The sequence below is a fragment of the Alcaligenes sp. CHO6 genome (assembly GCF_037120595.1).
Taxonomy (GTDB): Bacteria; Pseudomonadota; Gammaproteobacteria; order Burkholderiales; family Burkholderiaceae_B; genus Alcaligenes; species Alcaligenes ammonioxydans.
The window spans coordinates 213,137-232,237 of the sequence record NZ_JBANCI010000004.1 but is presented as its reverse complement, the minus strand read 5'-3'; the positions used below and the strand labels follow the sequence as shown (position 1 = coordinate 232,237).

Below are 19,101 nucleotides of genomic sequence, written 5' to 3'. Positions count from 1 at the left end.
CCTTACGGAGAAATAGTGTGAATAGCAAAAAAAACCAGGTGTTGAAAGAAGCGTTCTCCCAAGGGCGTTTGATGACGGCAATGGCCGCACATAATCCCCTGTCTGCCCGCCTGGCTCAGGATGCCGGTTTCGGGGCAATTTGGGGTAGCGGTTTTGAGTTGTCAGCCAGTTATGCCGTGCCCGACGCCAATATCCTGTCGATGGGCACCCACCTGGAGATGATGCGGGCGATCGCCTCGACCGTGGACATCCCTTTGATTGCCGATATTGATACCGGCTTTGGCAATGCGGTAAATGTCAGCTACGTCATCCCGCTGTACGAAGCGGCGGGAGCCAGTGCCATTGTGATGGAGGATAAAACCTTTCCTAAAGACACCAGCCTGCGGGCGGATGGGCGTCAGGAACTAGCACGCATTGACGAGTTTCAGGGCAAGATTGAAGCGGCGTGCGCTGCTCGCCGTGACCCTGACTTTCTGATCATTGCGCGGGTCGAGGCCCTGATTGCTGGCCTGGGGCAGGAAGAGGCCCTGAAGCGGGGGCTGGCTTACGAGCAGGCGGGTGCAGATGCCATTTTGATTCACTCCAAACAAGCCACGCCAGACCAGATTCTGTCCTTTGTGCAGGCCTGGACCGGCAAGGTGCCGCTGGTGCTGGTGCCAACGGCCTACCCTCAACTGACCGAGGCGGACATTGCGCGACTGGGCAAGGTGGGCGTGGTGATTTACGGCAATCATGCGATTCGTGCGGCCGTAGGGGCCATGCAAGCTGTATTTGCCCAGATTCGCCAGGATGGTGGCATTCAGAATGTGGATGCCGGCTTGCCTTCCGTCAAAACCATTATTGGTTTGCAAGGTGATGCCCATATGCGTCAGATTGAGGCCCGGTTTCTACGCTAGAAGGAACAGTGTTGGGCTTCGTATAATGGCGGGTGGCCCGACGGCGGGCCCTTAGCCGGATGAATGCGATGCCCAAATCTGCACAAGGCCCTATCCCCGTCACACTGTTGACCGGTTTTCTGGGCAGCGGGAAAACGACTCTGATCAATCGTGCTTTGCAAGAAGCACAGATGGCCGACACCCTGGTCATCATCAATGAGTTTGGGCAGACGGCGCTGGACCATCATCTGGTGGCGCACAGCCAGGAAAACGTGATCGAGGCCATGGGCAGCGGTTGCCTGTGCTGCACCATACGGCGTGATCTGGTGCAGACCTTGCGCGACATTACCTGGCGTTTTTCGCGGGCAGGTCAGCGGCAGTTTCGACGGGTGCTGATTGAGACGACCGGGCTGGCCAATCCCGCACCCATCTTGCACACCTTGTTAAGTGATCCACAATTGGCGGGCAAGTACAGCCTGGCGGGTGTGGCGACGGTGGTGGATTTGGAGCATGGACTGGAAACGCTGGCGCGCCATGCCGAGGCACAGCGACAGGTGGCCGTGGCCGACCTGCTGCTGTTTAGCAAGCGTGACCGGGTGGATGCAGGGACTGAAACGGCGCTGCGTGAATATGTACGTGGCTTGAATCCTTTGGCGCAACAGCAGATCCTGAGGGCCGGGCAGCCTGTTGCTCCCAGCCTGTTGGGCTTGGGTGAGCAAGTCGGACAAGGACGGGCCTGGAGCCTGGAGGCTTTTGAGGTGCTGGGGCAAGATACTGGCGATCACGATCACGATCACGATCACGATCACGATCACGATCACGATCACGATCACGATCATGTGCATAGCCATAGCCATAGCCATAGCCATAGCCATAGCCATAGCCATAGCCATGGCCACGGCACGGGCACCCTGGCTGGCAACAGCAACAGTTCTGAGTCTGCTCACCCGCAGGGAGAGCGTCCAGGAACGTCGGCGGTCAGTATGCCGGATACCTCCCGCCATGGAGACTCCATCTATTCGTTAAGCGCTCTGTTCCCCCAGCCTTTGCCTGCCGACACGCTGCAATCCTGGCTGTCGAATCTGTGCCAATGGGCGGGCCCTCGTCTCCTCCGCCTGAAGGCGGTTCTGCCCGTACAAGGCATGGACCAGCCACAGGTAATTCATGCCGTGCAGCATCAGTCCTACCCTTGGCAGACCGTGCCTCACTGGCCTTGGCCGGATCAGCAAGGGCGCATGGTATTGATCACGCAGGATCTGGATTTTCAGGAGCTTTGGGCGCGATTGCAGGAACTGAATGCTGCGGTTCGAAAGACGGATTAAGACTCGATGAGTCCGAGCCTCTCTTGGCCGGATGTCCTTTAGTCGTTAAGTCCGAGCCTTTCTTGATCGGCGTTTCTTGAATCGCCAGGAGCCTGAGGGCGCATTGCCTCTTTCTCATCCGAACAGGCTATCCACCGCTATGATAGACCGTTCCTCAAGCCGAAAAAAAGGACGCCTAAGCGTCCTTTTCAAAAGCCTTTGGGCTAAGCGATTTTATTGGGGCTCCACGCCCACTTTCTTGAACAACTCAGCCCATTGGGGCACTTGTTGCTCTACCTTGGCTTGCAGGGCTGCCGGGTTGGCCTCGTTTTGCATGACGGTGGCACCCAGGGTGGCCATGCGCTTTTTGAAATCCTCGTCGGCCAGACCTGCCTGCAGGGCCTTTACCAAGGTGTCGACTACAGGCTGGGGCGTGTCTTTGGGAGCCCACATACCGTGCCAGATGCCGACTTCAAAGTCTTTGAAGCCTGACTCCTGCATGGTGGGGACATCGGGGAATGTGGGGACCCGCTCACGGCTGGTGACGGCATATACCTTGACCTTGCCTGACTTGATTTGCTGAGTGGTGTTGGTGGTCTGGTCACACATGATGTCCACCTGCTTGCCCATCAGGTCCGCAATGGCGGGGGCTGTGCCTTTGTAGGGCACGGTCAGCAGATCGATACCCAGTGCTTCGGTGAACATGGTGCCGCACAGGTGGCTGGCTGCGCCAATTCCGGCATTGGCCAGGGAGACCTTGTCCTGGTTGTCCTTCAGGTACTGCACCAGTTCCTGGATGTTATTGGGGGGGAAGTCCTCACGGGCAATGATGGTCATGGGTACGTCCACCACAAGACCAATGGGAGACATGCCGTTGATGGCGTCATAGCCGGGCTTTTTGTAAAGCGACGGTGCGGTGGAAAAGCCGATGTGCATCAACAGGATGTTGTAGCCATCTGGCTTGGCACGGGCAACCTGAGCCGTACCGATGGAGCCGCCCGCCCCGCCCTTGTTCTCGACCACAATGGTCTGGCCCAGTACGGGTCGCATGGACTCGGCCAAGGCGCGGGCCACGTTGTCGGTCGGGCCGCCTGCGGCAAACGGCACCACCATATTGATGGGGTGGTCCGGATAGTCCGCCGCCTGTGCGACGGCCGAGCAGGCCAACGCCGCGCCTAGACTGACCAACAGCTTGTTTAATGCAACAGCCATAATGCCTCCTGGATAAGGATTGCTTATTCTTGTGGGCGATACTTGGATACGTTCGCGAGTTGCTGCCAAACGTTAAGGAGCGGGTTTTATTCTACTGAGGGTCGCCGCGTTTCTTTTTAAGGTCTAACCCTAGGAAAGCGCTGAAATGGACTAGGGGAATATACGGGGGCAGCAGACGCGGCAAGCCGTTCTTAAGGGGAACGGCTTGCGGGGGGGCCTGTCAGGAGGCCGGTTTGTGCAGAACAGGCGTCAGGTAGGCAATGATGGAGACCGCCGTTGCGGCAAGGGCGATCAGGCTGCAAAAGATCATCAAACCCTGGTCCAGGCCCAGGTGATCGGCCAGCCAGCCCAGTCCCAGAATGGGCAGGATGGCGCCCAGATAGCCGGTAATCAGGTAAGTGGAGGTCAGACCGGCACGCTGGTGAGGGGGCGAGACGCGCTGCACGATGGACATGCCTCCGTACATGCACAGGCCGTGACCAAAGGCGGTCAGCAGCACGCACAAAATGAACAGCAGCGAGGAGCTGGCCCACAGGTTAATCAGCAGGGCGATACATGCCAGGGTGAAGGACAGCAGGCCCACAATGACGCTGCGTTTGGCGGGCCAGCGGCGGATCAGCAACTGAAAGCCTGAGGACAGAAACAGGATGATCCCGATAGACAGACCGCTGGTGGCCGGGCCATGCCAAGGCACCATTTGTTCCATGAAGCTGGGTGCCAGGGAAGCAAACAGGCTGAACATGGCAAAGGCGCAGCAGGCCGACAAACAGCCAATCAGATAGGGACGACGCAAATGAGTGGCGGGCAGTGTCAGGCGCGGCATCCAGGTGCGCCAGCTGCTTTTTTCCTGCACAACGGGCTGCTTGCTGGCAAGGGGTTTGATCTGGAACAGCGCATAGATGGCCAGGATGCCCAGCACCATGGAGGGAAGATAGCTTGAGAACAGCGGATTGGGTATCCATTGTGCAATCAGGCCGCCCACAACCGGGCCCAGACCAAAACCAAAAGCCAGCATCAGCGAGGTGGTGGCGGCGGCGCGTTGTACATCCCCACCCCGGTTAAATTGCCCCAGGCCGATGGAGGCCGAGGTCACAATCATGCTCGATGCCATCCCGATCATGATGCGGCTGAACAGGAAACTGCCCACGTCCCAGGCAAAGGCAGACAAGGTCACACCGCTGGTGACCAGAATCAGCCCGGTGCGCAGCACCGGCATAAAGCCTTTCAGGTCGCTCAGACGGCCCAGAAACAGCAGGCCTGTCAGACCGGCGGCCATATAAGCCACATACAACTGGGTGATGTGGCTGGCATTCAGGTCCCACCGGTCCTGATACAGCGGGTAAAGCGGACTGGCCAGAGCGGTGCCCATCACGCCGATACACATGGCGATACTGATCCACACATAGGGGTCCCATTGGCGTTTCTTGCGGGCGGGGCGCGCTGCCAGGGAAGGGTCAGCCGGTGCCGCGGCGGGGTTCAGCATCGGCTCGATCCGGGCTTTCTGCAGAGTCTGGGCCGCAGCACTGGCGTGAAAGTCCCGGCAGCTTTGGCTGTCTTGCCAGCTTTCATACAACACCCATTGTCCCGGCGGCTGGTCCTTGCGTACGACATCAAAGCGCAGGCAGGCCGCCTTGGCCCGTGCCTGTTGAGACAGCGAGTCCGTATAGGCGTCCTGCGCCTGAGGGTCCAGCTCGGTGAAATGGTAGTGTGTCGTGCGAAAGTACGTGTCGCCCATGCAGCGTAATCCTTGCCAGCGAAATCATTCGGGACCATCAAGGATACTCTTTCAGGCCTGCGCTGACATGGCTATTCGCTGACACTAGGCTGGCTGGCGTAAATCCAGATGTATATCGGCCACATGCAACACTTCGGCCTCATGATCCGGGTCGCGCCAGCTGTCCTCACAGGCCATCTGGTGCCAGTGCTGCATGGCTGGCAGGGCGAGCAGGCTGTCCGCATAGCGTTGGCAGGCGGGGTCCAGTTTCAGACCATAGGTTTGCAGACGGAACACCACAGGGGCATAAAAGGCATCGACGGCGCTGAATCGTTCGCCGGCCAGGAAAGGCCCCCCAAAGCGGTTCAGACCTTCTTGCCAGAGGGTTTGCAGGCGTTCAAGCTCGCCGTGCAGACGCATGTCCTGTCGGTGATGCTGGGCGCGCAGTGCCACGGCAAAGGGGCATAGGGTGCGCAGGGAAGAAAAGTTGGCATGCATTTCCGCACTGGCACTGCGTGCCCAGGCCCGGGCAATCGGGTCAATGGGCCAGACGCCGGGATGCTGTTCGGCCAGATACTCGACAATAGCCAGGCTGTCCCAAATGATTTGCCCGCGCGTGTGCAGCACGGGTACGTGTCCGGCAGGGGCCATTTCGTGAAAGGCCAGGGTACTGAAGGCGGGCCCGAAATTGAACCAGCGCACATCAAAGTCCATGCCCAGGTAGCTCATCAGCAGCCAGGGACGCAGGGACCAGGATGAGTAGTGGGGATTGCCCAGGACAAGGGTGTAGTGTTTGGTGGTTGGCATGGTGGCACAGTGTCGCAAAGCGGATAGTGCTTGCACTTTAGTAGGCTTTGTTCTGCTTGGGTAGTGCCAGATCCTGCCTCGTGTTTTGGTATGCTGGTTTTTTTGCGCACTTGCGGAGCAAACCATGGCTTATGACCTGGAAAAACGGCTGGTGATCGGGCTGGCCTCCAGCGCCTTGTTTGATCTGAGCCAGTCCCATCAGGTCTTTCAGGAACAGGGCGAGGCGGCCTATCGCGACTATCAGCTGGCACGCGAGCACGAACCCCTGAAACCGGGCGTGGCCTTCTCCTTTATCCGGCGTTTGCTGGCCTTGAATGACCTGTCCCCCGACGATCCCTTGGTCGAGGTGGTGCTGCTGTCTCGCAACGATCCCAATACCGGCCTGCGGGTGATGAATTCGATTCGACACCATGGTCTGGACATTACGCGAGCCGTTTTTTTGCAAGGAGGCGATCCCAGCCCGTATATCCAACCCTTGTCGATCAGCCTGTTTCTGTCCGCCAATCAGCAGGACGTGCATCGCGCGGTGCAGCAAGGGTATCCGGCTGGACAGGTCCTGAACTCCTCTTACGAGGATGCCTATGACGATCAGCCGATTCGTGTGGCCTTTGATTTTGATGGCGTGATTGCCGATGACGAGTCCGAGCGCGTCTACCAACAGCAGGGGGGCTTGCCTGCTTTTTTCGAGCATGAAATGCGTTTGGTGCAACAACCGCATAATCCCGGCCTTTTGCAGGCTTTTTTGCTGAAACTGGCGCATATTCAGGAAGTGGAGCAGCAGCATCAGCAACACCATGCCGACTATGTGCCGCGTCTGCGTATTGCCATTGTGACGGCACGCAACGCACCCGCTCACGAGCGTGTGATCAACACCATACGCAGCTGGGGCATCGAGGTGAATGAGGCTTTCTTTCTGGGCGGCATTGAAAAGCGGCGGGTGCTGGAGGTCTTGCAGCCTCATATTTTCTTTGATGACCAGACTACCCACCTGATTCCTACTGCGCAGACTCTTCCCTCCGTGCACATCCCGTTCGGGTTTGTTAATCACCCAGCGGCCAGCGGGGTGGAGCAGGAAAAAGAGTGAAAACAGCTTAAACCACGGTGGACAGGGAGGCCTTAGGCCTGTGCCAGAGACCGGCTGACGGCGCGTGCAGCAGGCTGGATCAGGGTGGCCAGTGCCTCGGGGCTGATTGCATCAAAGCGTTCCAGGCTTCCCAGCAAGGTTAGGCTGCCAAAGATACGCTTGGCATCATCGAAAATGGGTGCAGAAATCCCGCCTATGCCCGGATTGATCTGTTCTTTGGTGATGCAGTAGCCGGCGCGACGCAGCTCCTGCATATGCGCGGAAAAAGCCGGCCAGTCCTTGCCCAGGCGTTGTACATAATCCAGGTGCTGGTTTTTCTCGTACAAACGGCGAAGATGACGGGTAGGCAGGTACGCGGTGATGATGCGCGCCGTGGAGCTGCGGAACATGTCCATCGTGCGGCCTCGCCCAAACAGCAGCTCGAAGCGCTCGGGCCCTGTTTCCTGGTGGGTGGTCAGAATGCGTTCGCCATATTGCTGGCCAATCAGGACATCCAGCCCGGTTTGCTCAACCAGAGATCGCAACAGAGGGCGACAGCGGCTGACCAGCGGATCAAATTCGCGGATCAGCAAATCCATTTCAATAAACCGTGGCCCAGGTACGTAGCCTTCTGGGCTGCGAATCAACAGGCCGCTATTGCATAGCTCTTTCAGATAGCGATAGGTGGTGGCGGGAGGATAGCTCAGGCGGGTGCAGATGGTCTCCACATCCAGCACCGGCGTGTGTGCACCGTACAAGTCCAGAATTTGCAACATGCGTCTTAGACTATTCATGTGCCCTCGTCAAAATGGAGTTGTTGGTTCTCTATTCTAACCACGCGGCGGCCTGTCAGTGGGGCGCAACATCGGGCAAGTCCCCCTTCTACTGGTTTATACCTAAACCATCACATTATTCGGAAATTTTTCTCAGACTGCGGTAATAATCTGGAGAACAAGCGGGTCTGTTATGCATTTGCTTACACATGGCCTACCCTTTTTGTGACGCTGGGCACGACACGGGCCCGGCATCGGTTTTTAGAGGCGGACATGGATCAGGCTCAGCCCAGTCAGGTGTCGTTGGAAATCAAGAATGTACTGTTCATCATGTGTGACCAGTTACGCGCGGATCACCTGTCCTGTTATGCCCCCGGCGGTGCATTAAAGACGCCCAATCTGGATCGTTTGGCGGCGATGGGGATGCGCTTTGATCGCGCCTATGTGAACTCGGCCGTCTGTGGCCCCGCACGGGCTTCGTATTACACCGGCCGCTACCCCTTGTCGCACCGGGTTACCTGGAATCGCGTTCCTCACCCTATCGATGAGCTGTATCTGGGCGATTATCTGGCCCAGTCCGGACGGGATTGCCATCTGCTGGGCAAGACCCATCATGTGCCGGACCCGGCTGGCGCCCGTGCCGGCCGCTTTCAGGTCCAGCCCGAGGGAGCCGAGCGCTTCTGGCAAGGGGGGTTTACGGCCATCGAGCGCTATGACGGTCACTTCGAGATGGGCCCCGATAGTGAGTACCGCCAGTATTTGCACAGCAAGGGCTATGACAGCGAGCGGCCCTGGGAAGATTATGTGATCGGCAGCCAGGACGCCCAGGGGCAGTTTGCCTCTGGCTGGTACATGCGCAATGCCAGCCTGCCGGCACGGGTCAAGGCCCAGGACTCTGAAACCGCCTACTTTACCCAGCGCGCCATGGATTTCATCACCGCCAAAGGTGAAGAGCCCTGGGCCTTGCACCTGTCTTTCATCAAACCGCATTGGCCGTACAAGGCGCCAGCGCCCTACCACGACCGCTTTGGCGCGCACGATGCCTGTGCGCCAGTGCGGGCCGAGCACGAGCGCCACCAGGCCCATCCGGTCCATGCCGCCTATCAGCAGCATGAAGAGTCCCGGTCTTTCGCTCAGGACGAGGTCTGGCGCACGATCAAGCCCGTGTATATGGGCCTGGTCCAGCAGATCGACGATGAGGTCGGCCGTTTGCTGGACCAGCTCGAACAGCAGGATCGCCTGAAAGACACGCTGATTATTTTCAGCTCGGATCATGGTGATTTGCTGGGCGATCACTGGCTGGGCGAGAAAGAATATTTTTTTGAAAACGCTATTCGCGTGCCGCTGATCGTGGTTGATCCCCGGGCGTCGGCGAACGCCACACGCGGACAAGGCAGTGATGCCTTTGTGGAGTGTGTGGACGTGACGCCCACGATTCTGGATGCCTTGCAACTGCCCGCCCAGGAGCATCGCGTGGAAGGCCGCTCCCTGATTCCCCTATTACACGGTCAATCCGCTTGGGCTCGTGAGTATACCGTCGCCAGTCTGGACTACGCGTATCGGGAAGCCCGTCAGATCCTGGGCCGCGGGGTGGAGGAGTGCCGGGGGCTGATGCTGCGCGATGGTGACTATAAATACATACATTGGCAGGGCTATCGGCCCCAGCTGTTCGATTTGAAACAAGACCCTGACGAGCTGCACGACCTGGGCGCGGACCCGGCGTACGCGGCGGTTTGTCGGCGTATGAAAGAAGGCCTGCTGGACTGGCATGACACCCTGAAAGGGCGTGCCAGCGAAAGCTGGGCTGCAGTAGAAGATCGTACCAATGCGCATGAGCGCATGATGAACATCTTGATTGGACGATGGTAAATACGCTGCGGGGGGCTGCCAGTGTGGGTGGCGGGCCGCAATTAATAACGATAAGGAGTGGACAATGAAACAGCTTAAAAATACGACGCTGGCCCTGTTGCTGGCCGGAGTAGGCGCTCTGGCGCCGATGATGGCTCAGGCGGCCTGGCCGAGCACGGAGCAGGTACGTATTGTGGTCCCCTACCCGCCCGGCACCGAGCCTGACATTCTGGCCCGCGATCTGGGTGTGCATTTGAACAAGGCCACGGGCAAAGTCTTTGTGATTGAAAACCGCCCGGGCGCCAATGCCATTATTGGCACCGATAATGTGGTCAAGGCCAAAGGCGATGGTTCGGCCTTGCTGATGGTGGACAGTCTGGCGGTATCGACCAACCCTCTGCTCTACAGCAACCTGCCCTACAAATGGGAAAAAGACTTGAAGCCGGTCACCACGGTAGCAGGTGTGAACCTGTATCTGCTGGTGCGCAATGACTTTCCGGCCAAGGATTACAAGGAATTCATTGCCCAGGCCAAGAAGGCCAACGGAGATACCAATGTGGGCACAGGCGGACGTGGGCATGTCACGCACCTGGGCATGGGCCTGCTGGGCCGTGAGGAAGGCGTGAACTTCACTTACATTCCCTACAAAGGCATGGCCCCGGCGACCAATGCAATTCTGGGTGGCGAGACGGATGCCATGCTGGTCGGTGGCATTCTGGCATCCCAGCATGTGAATGGCGGTAAAGTCCGGATCCTGGCCGTCGGTGCAGACAAACGGACCGAGCTGCTGCCAAACGTGCCGACTGTCGAGGAAGCAGGCGGCCACGCCAACAGCATCCCTACCACTACGTTTGCACTGTTTGCTCCCGGCACCACGCCCGATGAGACGGTAAAGGAAATTCAGGAAAAAGTGGATGCGGCACTGAAAACTCCCGAGATGCAGGCGGCTTTCAAGAACCGTGGTCTGGCCCAGTTCTACACCACCCCAGCCCAGACGCTGGAGCGTGTGCAGAACGACTCCAAAGTTTATTCCGAGCTGATCCCTACCCTGGGCATTCAGCCTGAATAAACGGCGGGTCGGGTAGCGCCCTGTGCCGGCAAGCGGTCGGCCGGGGGCGTTGGAACCGGCAGGACTGCGTCAACAAAAAACACCACCCACACATCGCCTGAGCGGTGTGTGGGTGGTGTTTCTGAATGCTGGCCGTCTCTCTTCTCCCACTCCTGGCTGGACCATCCAGATCCCCAGGCAGCAGGGTTAGAACCGATAGTGTGCGCGGTCGTGCTGCGTTTTACTGCTCGTTATAGTCGTGCTGCTCGGAAATCAGGCGTCGCAAGGTGGCCTTGAGGGCATTGACGTCCAGGGGTTGCAGGCGCTGGACGACCTCCTGCTCGTGCAGGCGGGCCTTGGCAATCAGGCCGGAGATCAGGGTCTGCCCTTCTTCGGTAATGCGCACCAGCGTGATGCGACGATCCACATCGTGGGCTACGCGGCGCAATAAACCTTGTTTTTCCAGTCGATCCAGCAAACGGGTGACAGTTGGTTGCTTGGTGGTCGCAATGCGCGCCAGGTGCCCAATACTGACCTCGCCCGCGCCGGACAGGGTGGACAGGACACGCCATTCGGAAATGGACAAACCGTTGCTCAGCACCACTTCGTGGAATTCGGCAGAGATCAGCTGGCTGGCCTGGGCCAACAGGGCGGGCAGGTAATTTTCGACAAAGACGGTGTCGTGTTCGGTGGGGCTCATGGTGCTTATTGTCATTACAGGCTAGTGGGTGCCGCGAATCTGCAGGGGCGTGGGCCCGAGCAGATGGTCAGGCCTGAAGACCCCGCGCGGCGGCAACAGGGCTCACTATAACCAAGCTGTCCGTTCGCGTGTCGCAAATAATTTGGCGTCTTTACTAGGGAAAACCATGAGAATGGATATGTTGAGATATAAACATATTCCGATGAAAATAAATACCATGTTCACAATACGCGGTAAGTAAGGAAAGAAAATGGCTGAGCGATCATTTGTCGAAGAAGTCAAAAAGCTGCGCCTGGGGGATGGAGACGTATTCAGTGGCGAAGGCATCTTGGCGGTGACCAAGGCCCTGCTGGAATCGGGCGTGTCCTATGTGGCCGGTTACCAGGGTGCGCCTATCTCGCACTTGATGGACGTGCTGGCCGATGCCCAGGACATCTTGCAAGAGAACGGAATCCGTTTTGAAAACAGCGCCAGCGAGGCGACCGCGGCGGCCACACTGGCTGCGTCGGTCAACTACCCGCTGCGTGGCGCCATCACCTTCAAAGCGACGGTAGGCACCAACGTGGCCTCTGACGCGCTGGCCAACCTGGCCTCGGGTGGGGTCAAGGGCGGTGCGCTGATCATCGTGGGCGAAGACTACGGCGAAGGCTCGTCCATCATGCAAGAGCGCAGTCACGCTTTTGCCATGAAGTCGCAAATGTGGATGCTAGACCCGCGTCCTAACCTGCCCTGTATTGTGCAAGCGGTCAAAGACGGTTTTGATTTGTCCGAAGCGTCCAACACCCCTGTCATGTTGCAGCTGCGCATTCGCGCCTGCCACGTGCATGGTCAGTTTGTGGCCTCGGACAACCGCCGCGCCAAATTCACCATTAAAGAAGCCATGGAGCAGCCCACACGCGACATCAATCGCATTGTGTTGCCGCCTGCCAGCTTCCTGCATGAAAAAGAAAAGATCGAACAGCGCTGGCCGAACGCCGTCAAGTTCATCGAAGAGCGTCAGCTCAATGAATTCTTTGCTGATGGCACCGACGATGTGGGTCTGATCGTTCAGGGCGGTGGCTACAACACCGTGATCCGCGCTTTGGAACACCTGGATCTGGCCGATGTGTTTGGCGAATCCAAAGTGCCCATGTACGTGATGAACGTGGCCTACCCGCTGATCGAGTCCGAAATCGTCCGTTTCTGCGAAGGCAAACGTGCGGTGCTGGTGCTGGAAGAGGGTCAGCCCAACTTTGTGGAACAGAACATTTCCGACATCGTGCGTCGCCACAATGTGGACGTCACCCTGCACGGCAAGGACCTGCTGCCACTGGCCGGTGAATACAACACCGCCACCATGCTCAAAGGCCTGCGCGCTTTCATGGAAAAATATGGCCGCGTCGAGCCTCTGGCTCCTCGCAAACCACGTGTGATCCCGATGAAAGTCGAGACGGTGGAGCGTCCAAAAGCGGAACAAGCCAGCCTGGTGGACGTGGAAGCCGCCGAAGTCAAACCGTTGGGCAGCCTGGACGAAAACGTTCATGCCCGTCCTCCCGGGTTTTGTACTGGCTGTCCCGAGCGTCCTATCTTTACCGCGTTGAAACTGGTGGAGCGCGAACTGGGCGAACACCACGTCTCTGCCGACATTGGCTGTCACCTGTTCTCCATTTTGCCGCCCTTCAATCTGGGTAACACCACCATGGGCTACGGTCTGGGCGGCGCCGGTTCGGCAGCCTTGAACGTGGAGTCCGACAAGCGCGCCATCTCGGTCATGGGTGACGGCGGTTTCTGGCACAACGGTCTGACCAGTGGTATTGCCAATGCGGTATTTAACCGCAGTGACAACCTGACCATTGTGATCGACAACAGCTACACCGCCGCCACGGGCGGTCAGGACATCCTGTCCTCCAAGGCCAAGAACGAAACGCGCAGTACCGGTCACCTGATCGAGAAAGCCGCGCGTGGCGTGGGTGTGGAATGGCTGCGCATGATCCGTCGCACCTACGATCTGAAGACCATGACGGCTACTTTGCGTGAGGCCCTGACGACCAAGGAAAAAGGTCCCAAGGTGCTGGTGGCGCAAAGCGAATGTATGTTGAACCGTCAGCGTCGCGAAAAAGGCCAGGTCCGCAAGGCAGTGGCGGCAGGTGAGCGCGTGGTGCGCGAGCGCTTTGGCGTGGACCCGGACACCTGTACCGGCGATCACTCCTGCATCCGTCTGTCCGGTTGTCCGTCGCTGTCGATTCGCCCCAACCCGGACGCTCTGCGTCAGGACCCGGTGGCCAATGTGATGAACAGCTGTGTGGGTTGCGGTCTGTGTGGTGAGGTTTCCCACGCGGCGATTCTGTGCCCCTCGTTCTACCGGGCTCAAGTCGTCAGCAACCCGACTGGCTGGGACAAGTTCCGCGAAAAAACCCGCCGTGGCTTTATTGGCTGGTTGCAGCGTCGTGACGCTGCCCGTCGTGATCGTCTGGCCTTCTAAGCACACCCGTAGAGATTCTTATCATGCAGATCAAACCAATCAAGATTGCTATTTTGGCCATGGGTGGCGAAGGCGGCGGCGTGCTGGCCGACTGGATCGTCAACCTGGGCGAACAAAACGGCTACTTTGCACAAACCACCTCGGTGCCGGGCGTGGCCCAGCGTACCGGTGCCACGATTTATTATGTGGAGCTGTTTCCGCACTCGGCCGCACCTGATGGCAAGAGGCCGGTGCTGGCCTTGATGCCCATGCCCGGCGATGTGGACGTGGTCCTGGCATCCGAGCTGATGGAAGCGGGTCGCGCCGTGCAGCGCGGCCTGGTCACCGAAGACCGCACCACATTGATTGCCTCTACGCACCGTGTCTACTCCATTGCCGAAAAATCGGCCATGGGCGATGGCCGGGTGGATGACAATGCGCTGATTGCGCACGCCACGCAGGCTGCCAAGCGTTTTGTGTATTTCAATATGGAAAAAGCGGCCGAGGACTCGGGCAGCGTGATTTCCGCCGTGCTGTTTGGTGCCTTGGCCAGTACGGGTGTGCTGCCCTTTAGCCGCACCCAGTTCGAGCAGACAATTGAGCGCGGTGGCGTGGGCGTCAAGCCCAGCCTGAAGGCTTTTGGCGCTGCTTACGCTCGTGTGGCCGAAGGTGATGCCGGCAAGGCCGAGTCGGATAACAAACCGGTTGATATGGCAACGCTGGCTCCGCGTGACCCAGCTGTTGCCAAGCTGATTGACCGTGTTCGTGCCGAAGTGCCTGAGCAGGCCCAGCCCATCGTGGTGGAAGGGGTGCGCCGTGTTCTGGATTTCCAGGATGTGGATTACGCCAATTTGTACCTGGACCGCCTGAAAAAGATCAGCCGCTTCGCACGTCCGGATGACGTGGCCCTGGTGCGTGAAACGGGTCGGTATCTGGCCTTGTGGATGTCTTACGAAGATGCCATTCGCGTGGCCGAGCTGAAAACCCGTGCCAGTCGTTTTGACCGCGTCCACAAGGAAGTGCGTGCTGCCGATGGCCAGATCGTGGCGATCAATGAATACATGCATCCGCGTGTGGAAGAGATCAGCGAAATCCTGCCGTTTGCCAGTGTTGGCCGCTGGCTGATGCGTCCTACTTGGGGCAACAAACTGGTGAAATCGCTGACCAAGTCCGGACGTGTTATTCAAACCAGCTCGGTGCGCGGCTTTATTCCTTTGTATCTGTTGTCGGGCTTTAAACGCTGGCGTCGTCGCACGCTGCGTTACCAGGCCGAGCAACAGCGCATTGAAAGCTGGTTAAAGCAGATTGAGCAGGCGGCCGATGCTCACCCGGCCCTGGCTTTGGAAATTGCCCAATGTCAGCGTCTGGTCAAGGGCTACGGCGATACGCATGCTCGCGGGCTGCGCAACTACCAGACCGTGATGTCGGCACTGGAGCGCAACCCCAGCACCTTGTCGCCAGCCATGCTGGGCGCCTTGCGCGATGCGGCCTTGGCCGACGAGCATGGCTCCAAGCTAGAGGCCACATTGCGCCAGTACGCCCTGGTGTAAAGGGTTCACCAGGCCGCTGGACAGCGGCCTTGGTGAAAACCCTTGAAGGCACGGATTTAACCCCCTAAATACTTTATTTCTAAAATATTCATAGTAGAATATAAATTCGGATTGGCACGGTGACCGCGGCATGGAGAGCCAGACGTTCCGTGTCTATTTGGCCACTTGTTCACACTTGTTCAAGCACGAGTATCCCGCCTGTTGGTCAAACTGAAATTAGCCAAAGTTTGGGGGGCAAGAATATGAATCAAAGCGAAGCAGCACAGGATTTACTGGTAGAGCCAGCCGATGCTGGATTTGAAGGCCGCGTCGGTCCCAAGGACCCTGCCAGCCTGAAATTGTGGTTGCGCATGCTGACCTGCACCAAGCAGATCGAGGACGAGATCCGTCGTCGCCTGCGCCAGAATCATGGTATTTCGCTGGCCCGTTTTGATTACATGGCCCAGTTGTACCGCTACCCGCAGGGCCTGAAGATGGGCGAGTTGTCACGCTATCTGATGGTGACCGGCGGCAATATTACCGGACTGACTGACGAGCTGGCCCGAGAAGGCATGGTGTCTCGCCAGAGCAGTCCAACAGACCGACGTGCTTGGGTGTTGCGTCTCACCCCCAAGGGCAAAAGCAGTTTCGAGGCGATGGCCCAGGCCCACAGTGACTGGATTGCAGAAATGTTTGAAGGACTGGCGACAGACGAAGTTGTGCATATCCATCAGCATCTGGGCTTGCTGCGGGTGCATCTGCAAAGCACGGCCAGCTAGCATAAGGTGCATTCTGCCCGGTCTGTGAGGCCAGACAGAATGCGGATAGCGTCACAGACAGGCGCACAAAACACTTGCTAAAAAGGTGTCTACAACATGGTTTCCAAGCTGTACGAACAAGAACATCGCATCCGTTTTTCGGAATGCGATCCAGCGGGTATCGTTTTTTATCCGCAGTACTTTGTGATGTTTAACGACCTGATGGAAGCATGGATCGATTCCATGGTACCCGAGGGTTTTCACAACATGATCGCCAGCAAACGGGTAGGCATGCCCTCGGTACATATTGAAGCCGAGTTCAAGTCCATCAGCCGTATGGGTGATGATGTGGTGATGAGCCTGGGAGTGGAACGCATTGGCAACAGCTCCTTGACGTTGCTGTTGCGTTGCGTCGGCAAGGACGGCGTGCTGCGTATGCAAGTGCGCCAGACTGTGGTGACCACCTCGCTGGAGACCCACCTGGGTATTCCTATCCCTGATTTCCTGCGCAACCCCATGCAAGCGTATGTGATTGCCCAGCCAGAAAGCAGCCAGGCTTGATCTAGTTTGAAGTAGTAGCAGGCAGTGTGCAGGTCAGGTATTTTTTTTGATTTAAATAGTTGACTTGTATAATATTTATTAATAAATATACTATGCTCGAAAGCATGTATTCAGACCATACGGACATATCATGAATATCGTATGTATTGGCGGAGGCCCAGCCGGCTTGTATTTCGGTTTGCTGATGAAGTTGCAAAACCCTCAGAACGAGGTTTTTGTGATCGAGCGTAACCGACCGTACGACACCTTTGGCTGGGGCGTGGTGTTCTCGGATGCCACCATGGAAAACCTGCGTGAAGCTGACCCTGTGTCCGCGCAGACCATCGGTGACGCCTTCAACCACTGGGACGACATCGAGTGCCATTTCAAAGGTAGCGCCGTGCGCTCCAGCGGTCATGGTTTCATCGGGATTGGTCGCAAAAAGCTGCTGAACATCCTGCAGGCTCGCTGCGAGGAAGTGGGCGTTAACCTGGTGTTTGAGACCGTGGTGTCGGACGACGCTGAGCTGGCCCGCAAGTACAACGCCGATATCCTGATTGCCTCTGACGGTATCAACAGCGCCATTCGTACTCGTTACCAAGACGTGTACCAGCCCGATATCGACACCCGCAACTGCCGTTTTGTCTGGCTGGGTACGGAAAAGGTGTTTGACGCCTTTAATTTCATTTTTGTGGAAACCGAGCACGGCTGGTTCCAGGCTCACGCCTACCGTTTCCAGGAAGGCCTGTCCACGTTCATCGTGGAAACGCCCGAGGAAACCTGGCAAAAAGCCGGTATTGGTGAAATGTCGCAGGAAGAGGCCATTGCCTACTGCGAGAAGCTGTTTGCCGATCACCTCGATGGCAACAAGCTCATCAGCAATGCCACGCACCTGCGCGGTTCGGCCATCTGGATTCGTTTCCCCCGCGTGATCTGCAACAAGTGGGTGCACTGGAAAGATTACGGCACCGGCAAGAAAGTACCTGTGGTATTGATGGGCGATGCCGCTCACACCGCTCACTTCTCGATCGGTTCGGGCACCAAGCTGGCCCTGGAAGATGCCATCACGCTGGCCCAGCATATGGACCACGAGTCGATGGAAGAGGCGCTGAAAGATTACGAAGCCGCTCGTAGCGTGGACGTATTGCGCATTCAGAACGCTGCCCGCAACTCGACCGAATGGTTCGAAAACGTGGCCCGTTACGCCAATATGAAGCCCGAGCAGTTCACCTACTCCATGCTGACCCGTTCGCAGCGTATCTCGCACGAGAACATGCGGGTGCGTGATGCCGCCTGGCTGGAAAAATACGAGCGTTGGATGGCGACGGAAGCGGGCATGGAGCTGGCTGAGGGTGAAAAGGCCCCCTCGCCCATGTTCACCCCTTTCAAGCTGCGCGACATGCAGTTGAAGAACCGTATCGTGTTCTCGCCCACCCTGATGTACAGCGCCAAGGACGGCATGCCCAATGCCACGCATCACGTTCACTATGGCAGCCGTGCCATGGGTGGCGCTGGCCTGATCCTGGCTGAAATGACCGCCGTGACGCCGGAAGCTCGTGTCACCCCCGGTTGTACCGGTCTGTGGAACGACGAGCAGGCCGAGGCCTGGAAGCCTGTCGTGGCATTTGCCCACGAACAAGGCGCCAAGATCGGTGTGCAACTGGGTCATGCGGGTCGTCGTGGTTCGACGCAGCTGGGCTGGGAAAAAGCCAATCAGCCGCTGGCTGAAGGCAACTGGCCTTTGGTGTCGGCCTCCGCCCTGCCTTATCAGGCTGGTGTGACGGCTGTCCCTACCGAGATCACCCGTGCCCAGATGGACGAGATTCGTGACGCCTTTGTGGCCGCTGCCAAGCGCGCTGACCAGGCCGGTTTTGATTGCATTGAGCTGCAAGCCGCTCATGGTTACCTGCTGTCCAGCTTTATCTCGCCGCTGACCAATCAGCGTAGTGATGAGTTTGGTGGTAGTCTGGAAAATCGCATGGCTTACCCGCTGGAAGTGTTTGCAGCCATCCGCGCCGTCTGGCCAGAGAACAAGCCCATCATGGTGCGTATCTCGGCAACAGACTGGGCCGAAGGCGGCAACACGGCGGACGACGGTGTGGAAATTGCCCGCTTGTTCAAGCAAGCCGGTGCCGATCTGATCGACGTGTCCTCGGGTGAAGTGGTGCTGGAGCAGCAGCCAATTTACGGCCGCATGTACCAGACTCCATTCTCCGACCGTATCCGTAACGAAGCCGGTATCGCCACCATGGCGGTGGGCTCGATCATGGAAGCGGATCATGCCAACAGCATTATTGCCGCAGGCCGTGCTGACCTGTGCGCCTTGTCGCGCGGCTTCCTGGCCGATGCGAACTGGCCGCAACGTCAGGCTGCGGAGTTGGGCTACACCGACCTGGCCTGGCCGGTTCAGTATGAGTGGGGCAAAGACTGGTTGCAGCGTCAGATCAAGCGTGCGCCAGTCGCCCAGGATGGCCCAGCCAAGTCATAAAACAC

General features: G+C 58.1%; 15 protein-coding genes. 10 read left to right on the top strand and 5 right to left on the bottom strand.

Annotated features, from left to right (window positions below; translation table 11 throughout):
- Positions 1-17: 17 nt before the first annotated feature.
- Both V6936_RS14960 and V6936_RS14955 read left to right on the top strand, forming a co-directional pair.
- Positions 18-896, top strand: a complete 879-nt coding sequence (locus tag V6936_RS14960; protein ID WP_336580048.1) for a phosphonopyruvate hydrolase — start codon at positions 18-20, stop codon at positions 894-896.
- A gap of 68 nt (positions 897-964) precedes the next feature.
- Positions 965-2,197, top strand: a complete 1,233-nt coding sequence (locus V6936_RS14955; RefSeq protein WP_336580047.1) for a CobW family GTP-binding protein — start codon at positions 965-967, stop codon at positions 2,195-2,197.
- Between the two features lie 213 nt (positions 2,198-2,410).
- Here the strand turns inward: V6936_RS14955 and V6936_RS14950 are convergent, their stop codons facing one another.
- From V6936_RS14950 to V6936_RS14935, 3 genes are all read right to left on the bottom strand, one after another.
- Positions 2,411-3,388 carry a tripartite tricarboxylate transporter substrate binding protein BugD gene (locus V6936_RS14950; protein ID WP_003800710.1) on the bottom strand — a complete coding sequence of 326 codons (978 nt, stop codon included), beginning with the start codon at positions 3,386-3,388 and terminating at the stop codon, positions 2,411-2,413.
- A 220-nt stretch (positions 3,389-3,608) separates the two neighbouring features.
- Entirely contained in the window at positions 3,609-5,123 is a 1,515-nt protein-coding gene (locus V6936_RS14945) for an MFS transporter (RefSeq protein WP_003800708.1), read from the bottom strand.
- An 84-nt stretch (positions 5,124-5,207) separates the two neighbouring features.
- Entirely contained in the window at positions 5,208-5,909 is a 702-nt protein-coding gene (locus V6936_RS14935; protein ID WP_059318414.1) for a glutathione S-transferase, read from the bottom strand.
- A 124-nt stretch (positions 5,910-6,033) separates the two neighbouring features.
- Here V6936_RS14935 and V6936_RS14930 point away from each other — a divergent pair, with 124 nt between their 5' ends.
- On the top strand, positions 6,034-6,993 hold the full coding sequence (locus V6936_RS14930) for a 5'-nucleotidase (RefSeq protein ID WP_003800704.1): 960 nt from the start codon (positions 6,034-6,036) through the stop codon (positions 6,991-6,993).
- 32 nt (positions 6,994-7,025) lie between these two features.
- Here the strand turns inward: V6936_RS14930 and V6936_RS14925 are convergent, their stop codons facing one another.
- Positions 7,026-7,766 (bottom strand): IclR family transcriptional regulator, encoded by a 741-nt coding sequence (locus tag V6936_RS14925; RefSeq protein ID WP_336580046.1) that lies wholly within the window; start codon positions 7,764-7,766, stop codon positions 7,026-7,028.
- A gap of 252 nt (positions 7,767-8,018) precedes the next feature.
- On the opposite strand from V6936_RS14925, the gene V6936_RS14920 reads away from it, so the two are divergent.
- Both V6936_RS14920 and V6936_RS14915 read left to right on the top strand, forming a co-directional pair.
- The gene (locus tag V6936_RS14920; RefSeq protein ID WP_003800699.1) at positions 8,019-9,614 is read left to right on the top strand and encodes a sulfatase-like hydrolase/transferase; all 1,596 of its coding nucleotides are present in this window, start codon (positions 8,019-8,021) and stop codon (positions 9,612-9,614) included.
- Positions 9,615-9,678: 64 nt separating this feature from the next.
- Positions 9,679-10,662: a Bug family tripartite tricarboxylate transporter substrate binding protein gene (locus tag V6936_RS14915; RefSeq protein ID WP_003800697.1), complete on the top strand. Its 984-nt coding sequence runs from the start codon at positions 9,679-9,681 to the stop codon at positions 10,660-10,662.
- 220 nt (positions 10,663-10,882) lie between these two features.
- Here V6936_RS14915 and V6936_RS14910 read toward each other — a convergent pair whose 3' ends face one another.
- A complete protein-coding gene (locus V6936_RS14910) occupies positions 10,883-11,341 on the bottom strand; it encodes a MarR family winged helix-turn-helix transcriptional regulator (RefSeq protein ID WP_003800695.1) in 459 nt (152 codons plus the stop codon).
- 250 nt (positions 11,342-11,591) lie between these two features.
- On the opposite strand from V6936_RS14910, the gene V6936_RS14905 reads away from it, so the two are divergent.
- From V6936_RS14905 to V6936_RS14885, 5 genes are all read left to right on the top strand, one after another.
- Positions 11,592-13,802 (top strand): thiamine pyrophosphate-dependent enzyme, encoded by a 2,211-nt coding sequence (locus V6936_RS14905; protein ID WP_003800693.1) that lies wholly within the window; start codon positions 11,592-11,594, stop codon positions 13,800-13,802.
- Positions 13,803-13,825: 23 nt separating this feature from the next.
- Positions 13,826-15,331 (top strand): indolepyruvate oxidoreductase subunit beta family protein, encoded by a 1,506-nt coding sequence (locus V6936_RS14900; protein WP_003800690.1) that lies wholly within the window; start codon positions 13,826-13,828, stop codon positions 15,329-15,331.
- Between the two features lie 242 nt (positions 15,332-15,573).
- Entirely contained in the window at positions 15,574-16,089 is a 516-nt protein-coding gene (locus tag V6936_RS14895) for a MarR family winged helix-turn-helix transcriptional regulator (RefSeq protein ID WP_003800688.1), read from the top strand.
- Between the two features lie 96 nt (positions 16,090-16,185).
- Positions 16,186-16,629 carry an acyl-CoA thioesterase gene (locus tag V6936_RS14890; protein WP_003800684.1) on the top strand — a complete coding sequence of 148 codons (444 nt, stop codon included), beginning with the start codon at positions 16,186-16,188 and terminating at the stop codon, positions 16,627-16,629.
- A gap of 130 nt (positions 16,630-16,759) precedes the next feature.
- Positions 16,760-19,096: a bifunctional salicylyl-CoA 5-hydroxylase/oxidoreductase gene (locus V6936_RS14885; protein WP_003800683.1), complete on the top strand. Its 2,337-nt coding sequence runs from the start codon at positions 16,760-16,762 to the stop codon at positions 19,094-19,096.
- The last annotated feature ends 5 nt before the right edge of the window (positions 19,097-19,101 follow it).

Bases quoted from the DNA above. Each gene is read 5' to 3' on its own strand.
- V6936_RS14955 (WP_336580047.1), top strand. From the start codon at position 965: ATGCCCAAATCTGCACAAGGCCCTATCCCCGTCACACTGTTGACCGGT.
- V6936_RS14950 (WP_003800710.1), bottom strand. From the start codon at position 3,388: ATGGCTGTTGCATTAAACAAGCTGTTGGTCAGTCTAGGCGCGGCGTTG.
- V6936_RS14945 (WP_003800708.1), bottom strand. From the start codon at position 5,123: ATGGGCGACACGTACTTTCGCACGACACACTACCATTTCACCGAGCTG.
- V6936_RS14935 (WP_059318414.1), bottom strand. From the start codon at position 5,909: ATGCCAACCACCAAACACTACACCCTTGTCCTGGGCAATCCCCACTAC.
- V6936_RS14930 (WP_003800704.1), top strand. From the start codon at position 6,034: ATGGCTTATGACCTGGAAAAACGGCTGGTGATCGGGCTGGCCTCCAGC.
- V6936_RS14925 (WP_336580046.1), bottom strand. From the start codon at position 7,766: ATGAATAGTCTAAGACGCATGTTGCAAATTCTGGACTTGTACGGTGCA.
- V6936_RS14920 (WP_003800699.1), top strand. From the start codon at position 8,019: ATGGATCAGGCTCAGCCCAGTCAGGTGTCGTTGGAAATCAAGAATGTA.
- V6936_RS14915 (WP_003800697.1), top strand. From the start codon at position 9,679: ATGAAACAGCTTAAAAATACGACGCTGGCCCTGTTGCTGGCCGGAGTA.
- V6936_RS14910 (WP_003800695.1), bottom strand. From the start codon at position 11,341: ATGAGCCCCACCGAACACGACACCGTCTTTGTCGAAAATTACCTGCCC.
- V6936_RS14905 (WP_003800693.1), top strand. From the start codon at position 11,592: ATGGCTGAGCGATCATTTGTCGAAGAAGTCAAAAAGCTGCGCCTGGGG.
- V6936_RS14900 (WP_003800690.1), top strand. From the start codon at position 13,826: ATGCAGATCAAACCAATCAAGATTGCTATTTTGGCCATGGGTGGCGAA.
- V6936_RS14895 (WP_003800688.1), top strand. From the start codon at position 15,574: ATGAATCAAAGCGAAGCAGCACAGGATTTACTGGTAGAGCCAGCCGAT.
- V6936_RS14890 (WP_003800684.1), top strand. From the start codon at position 16,186: ATGGTTTCCAAGCTGTACGAACAAGAACATCGCATCCGTTTTTCGGAA.
- V6936_RS14885 (WP_003800683.1), top strand. From the start codon at position 16,760: ATGAATATCGTATGTATTGGCGGAGGCCCAGCCGGCTTGTATTTCGGT.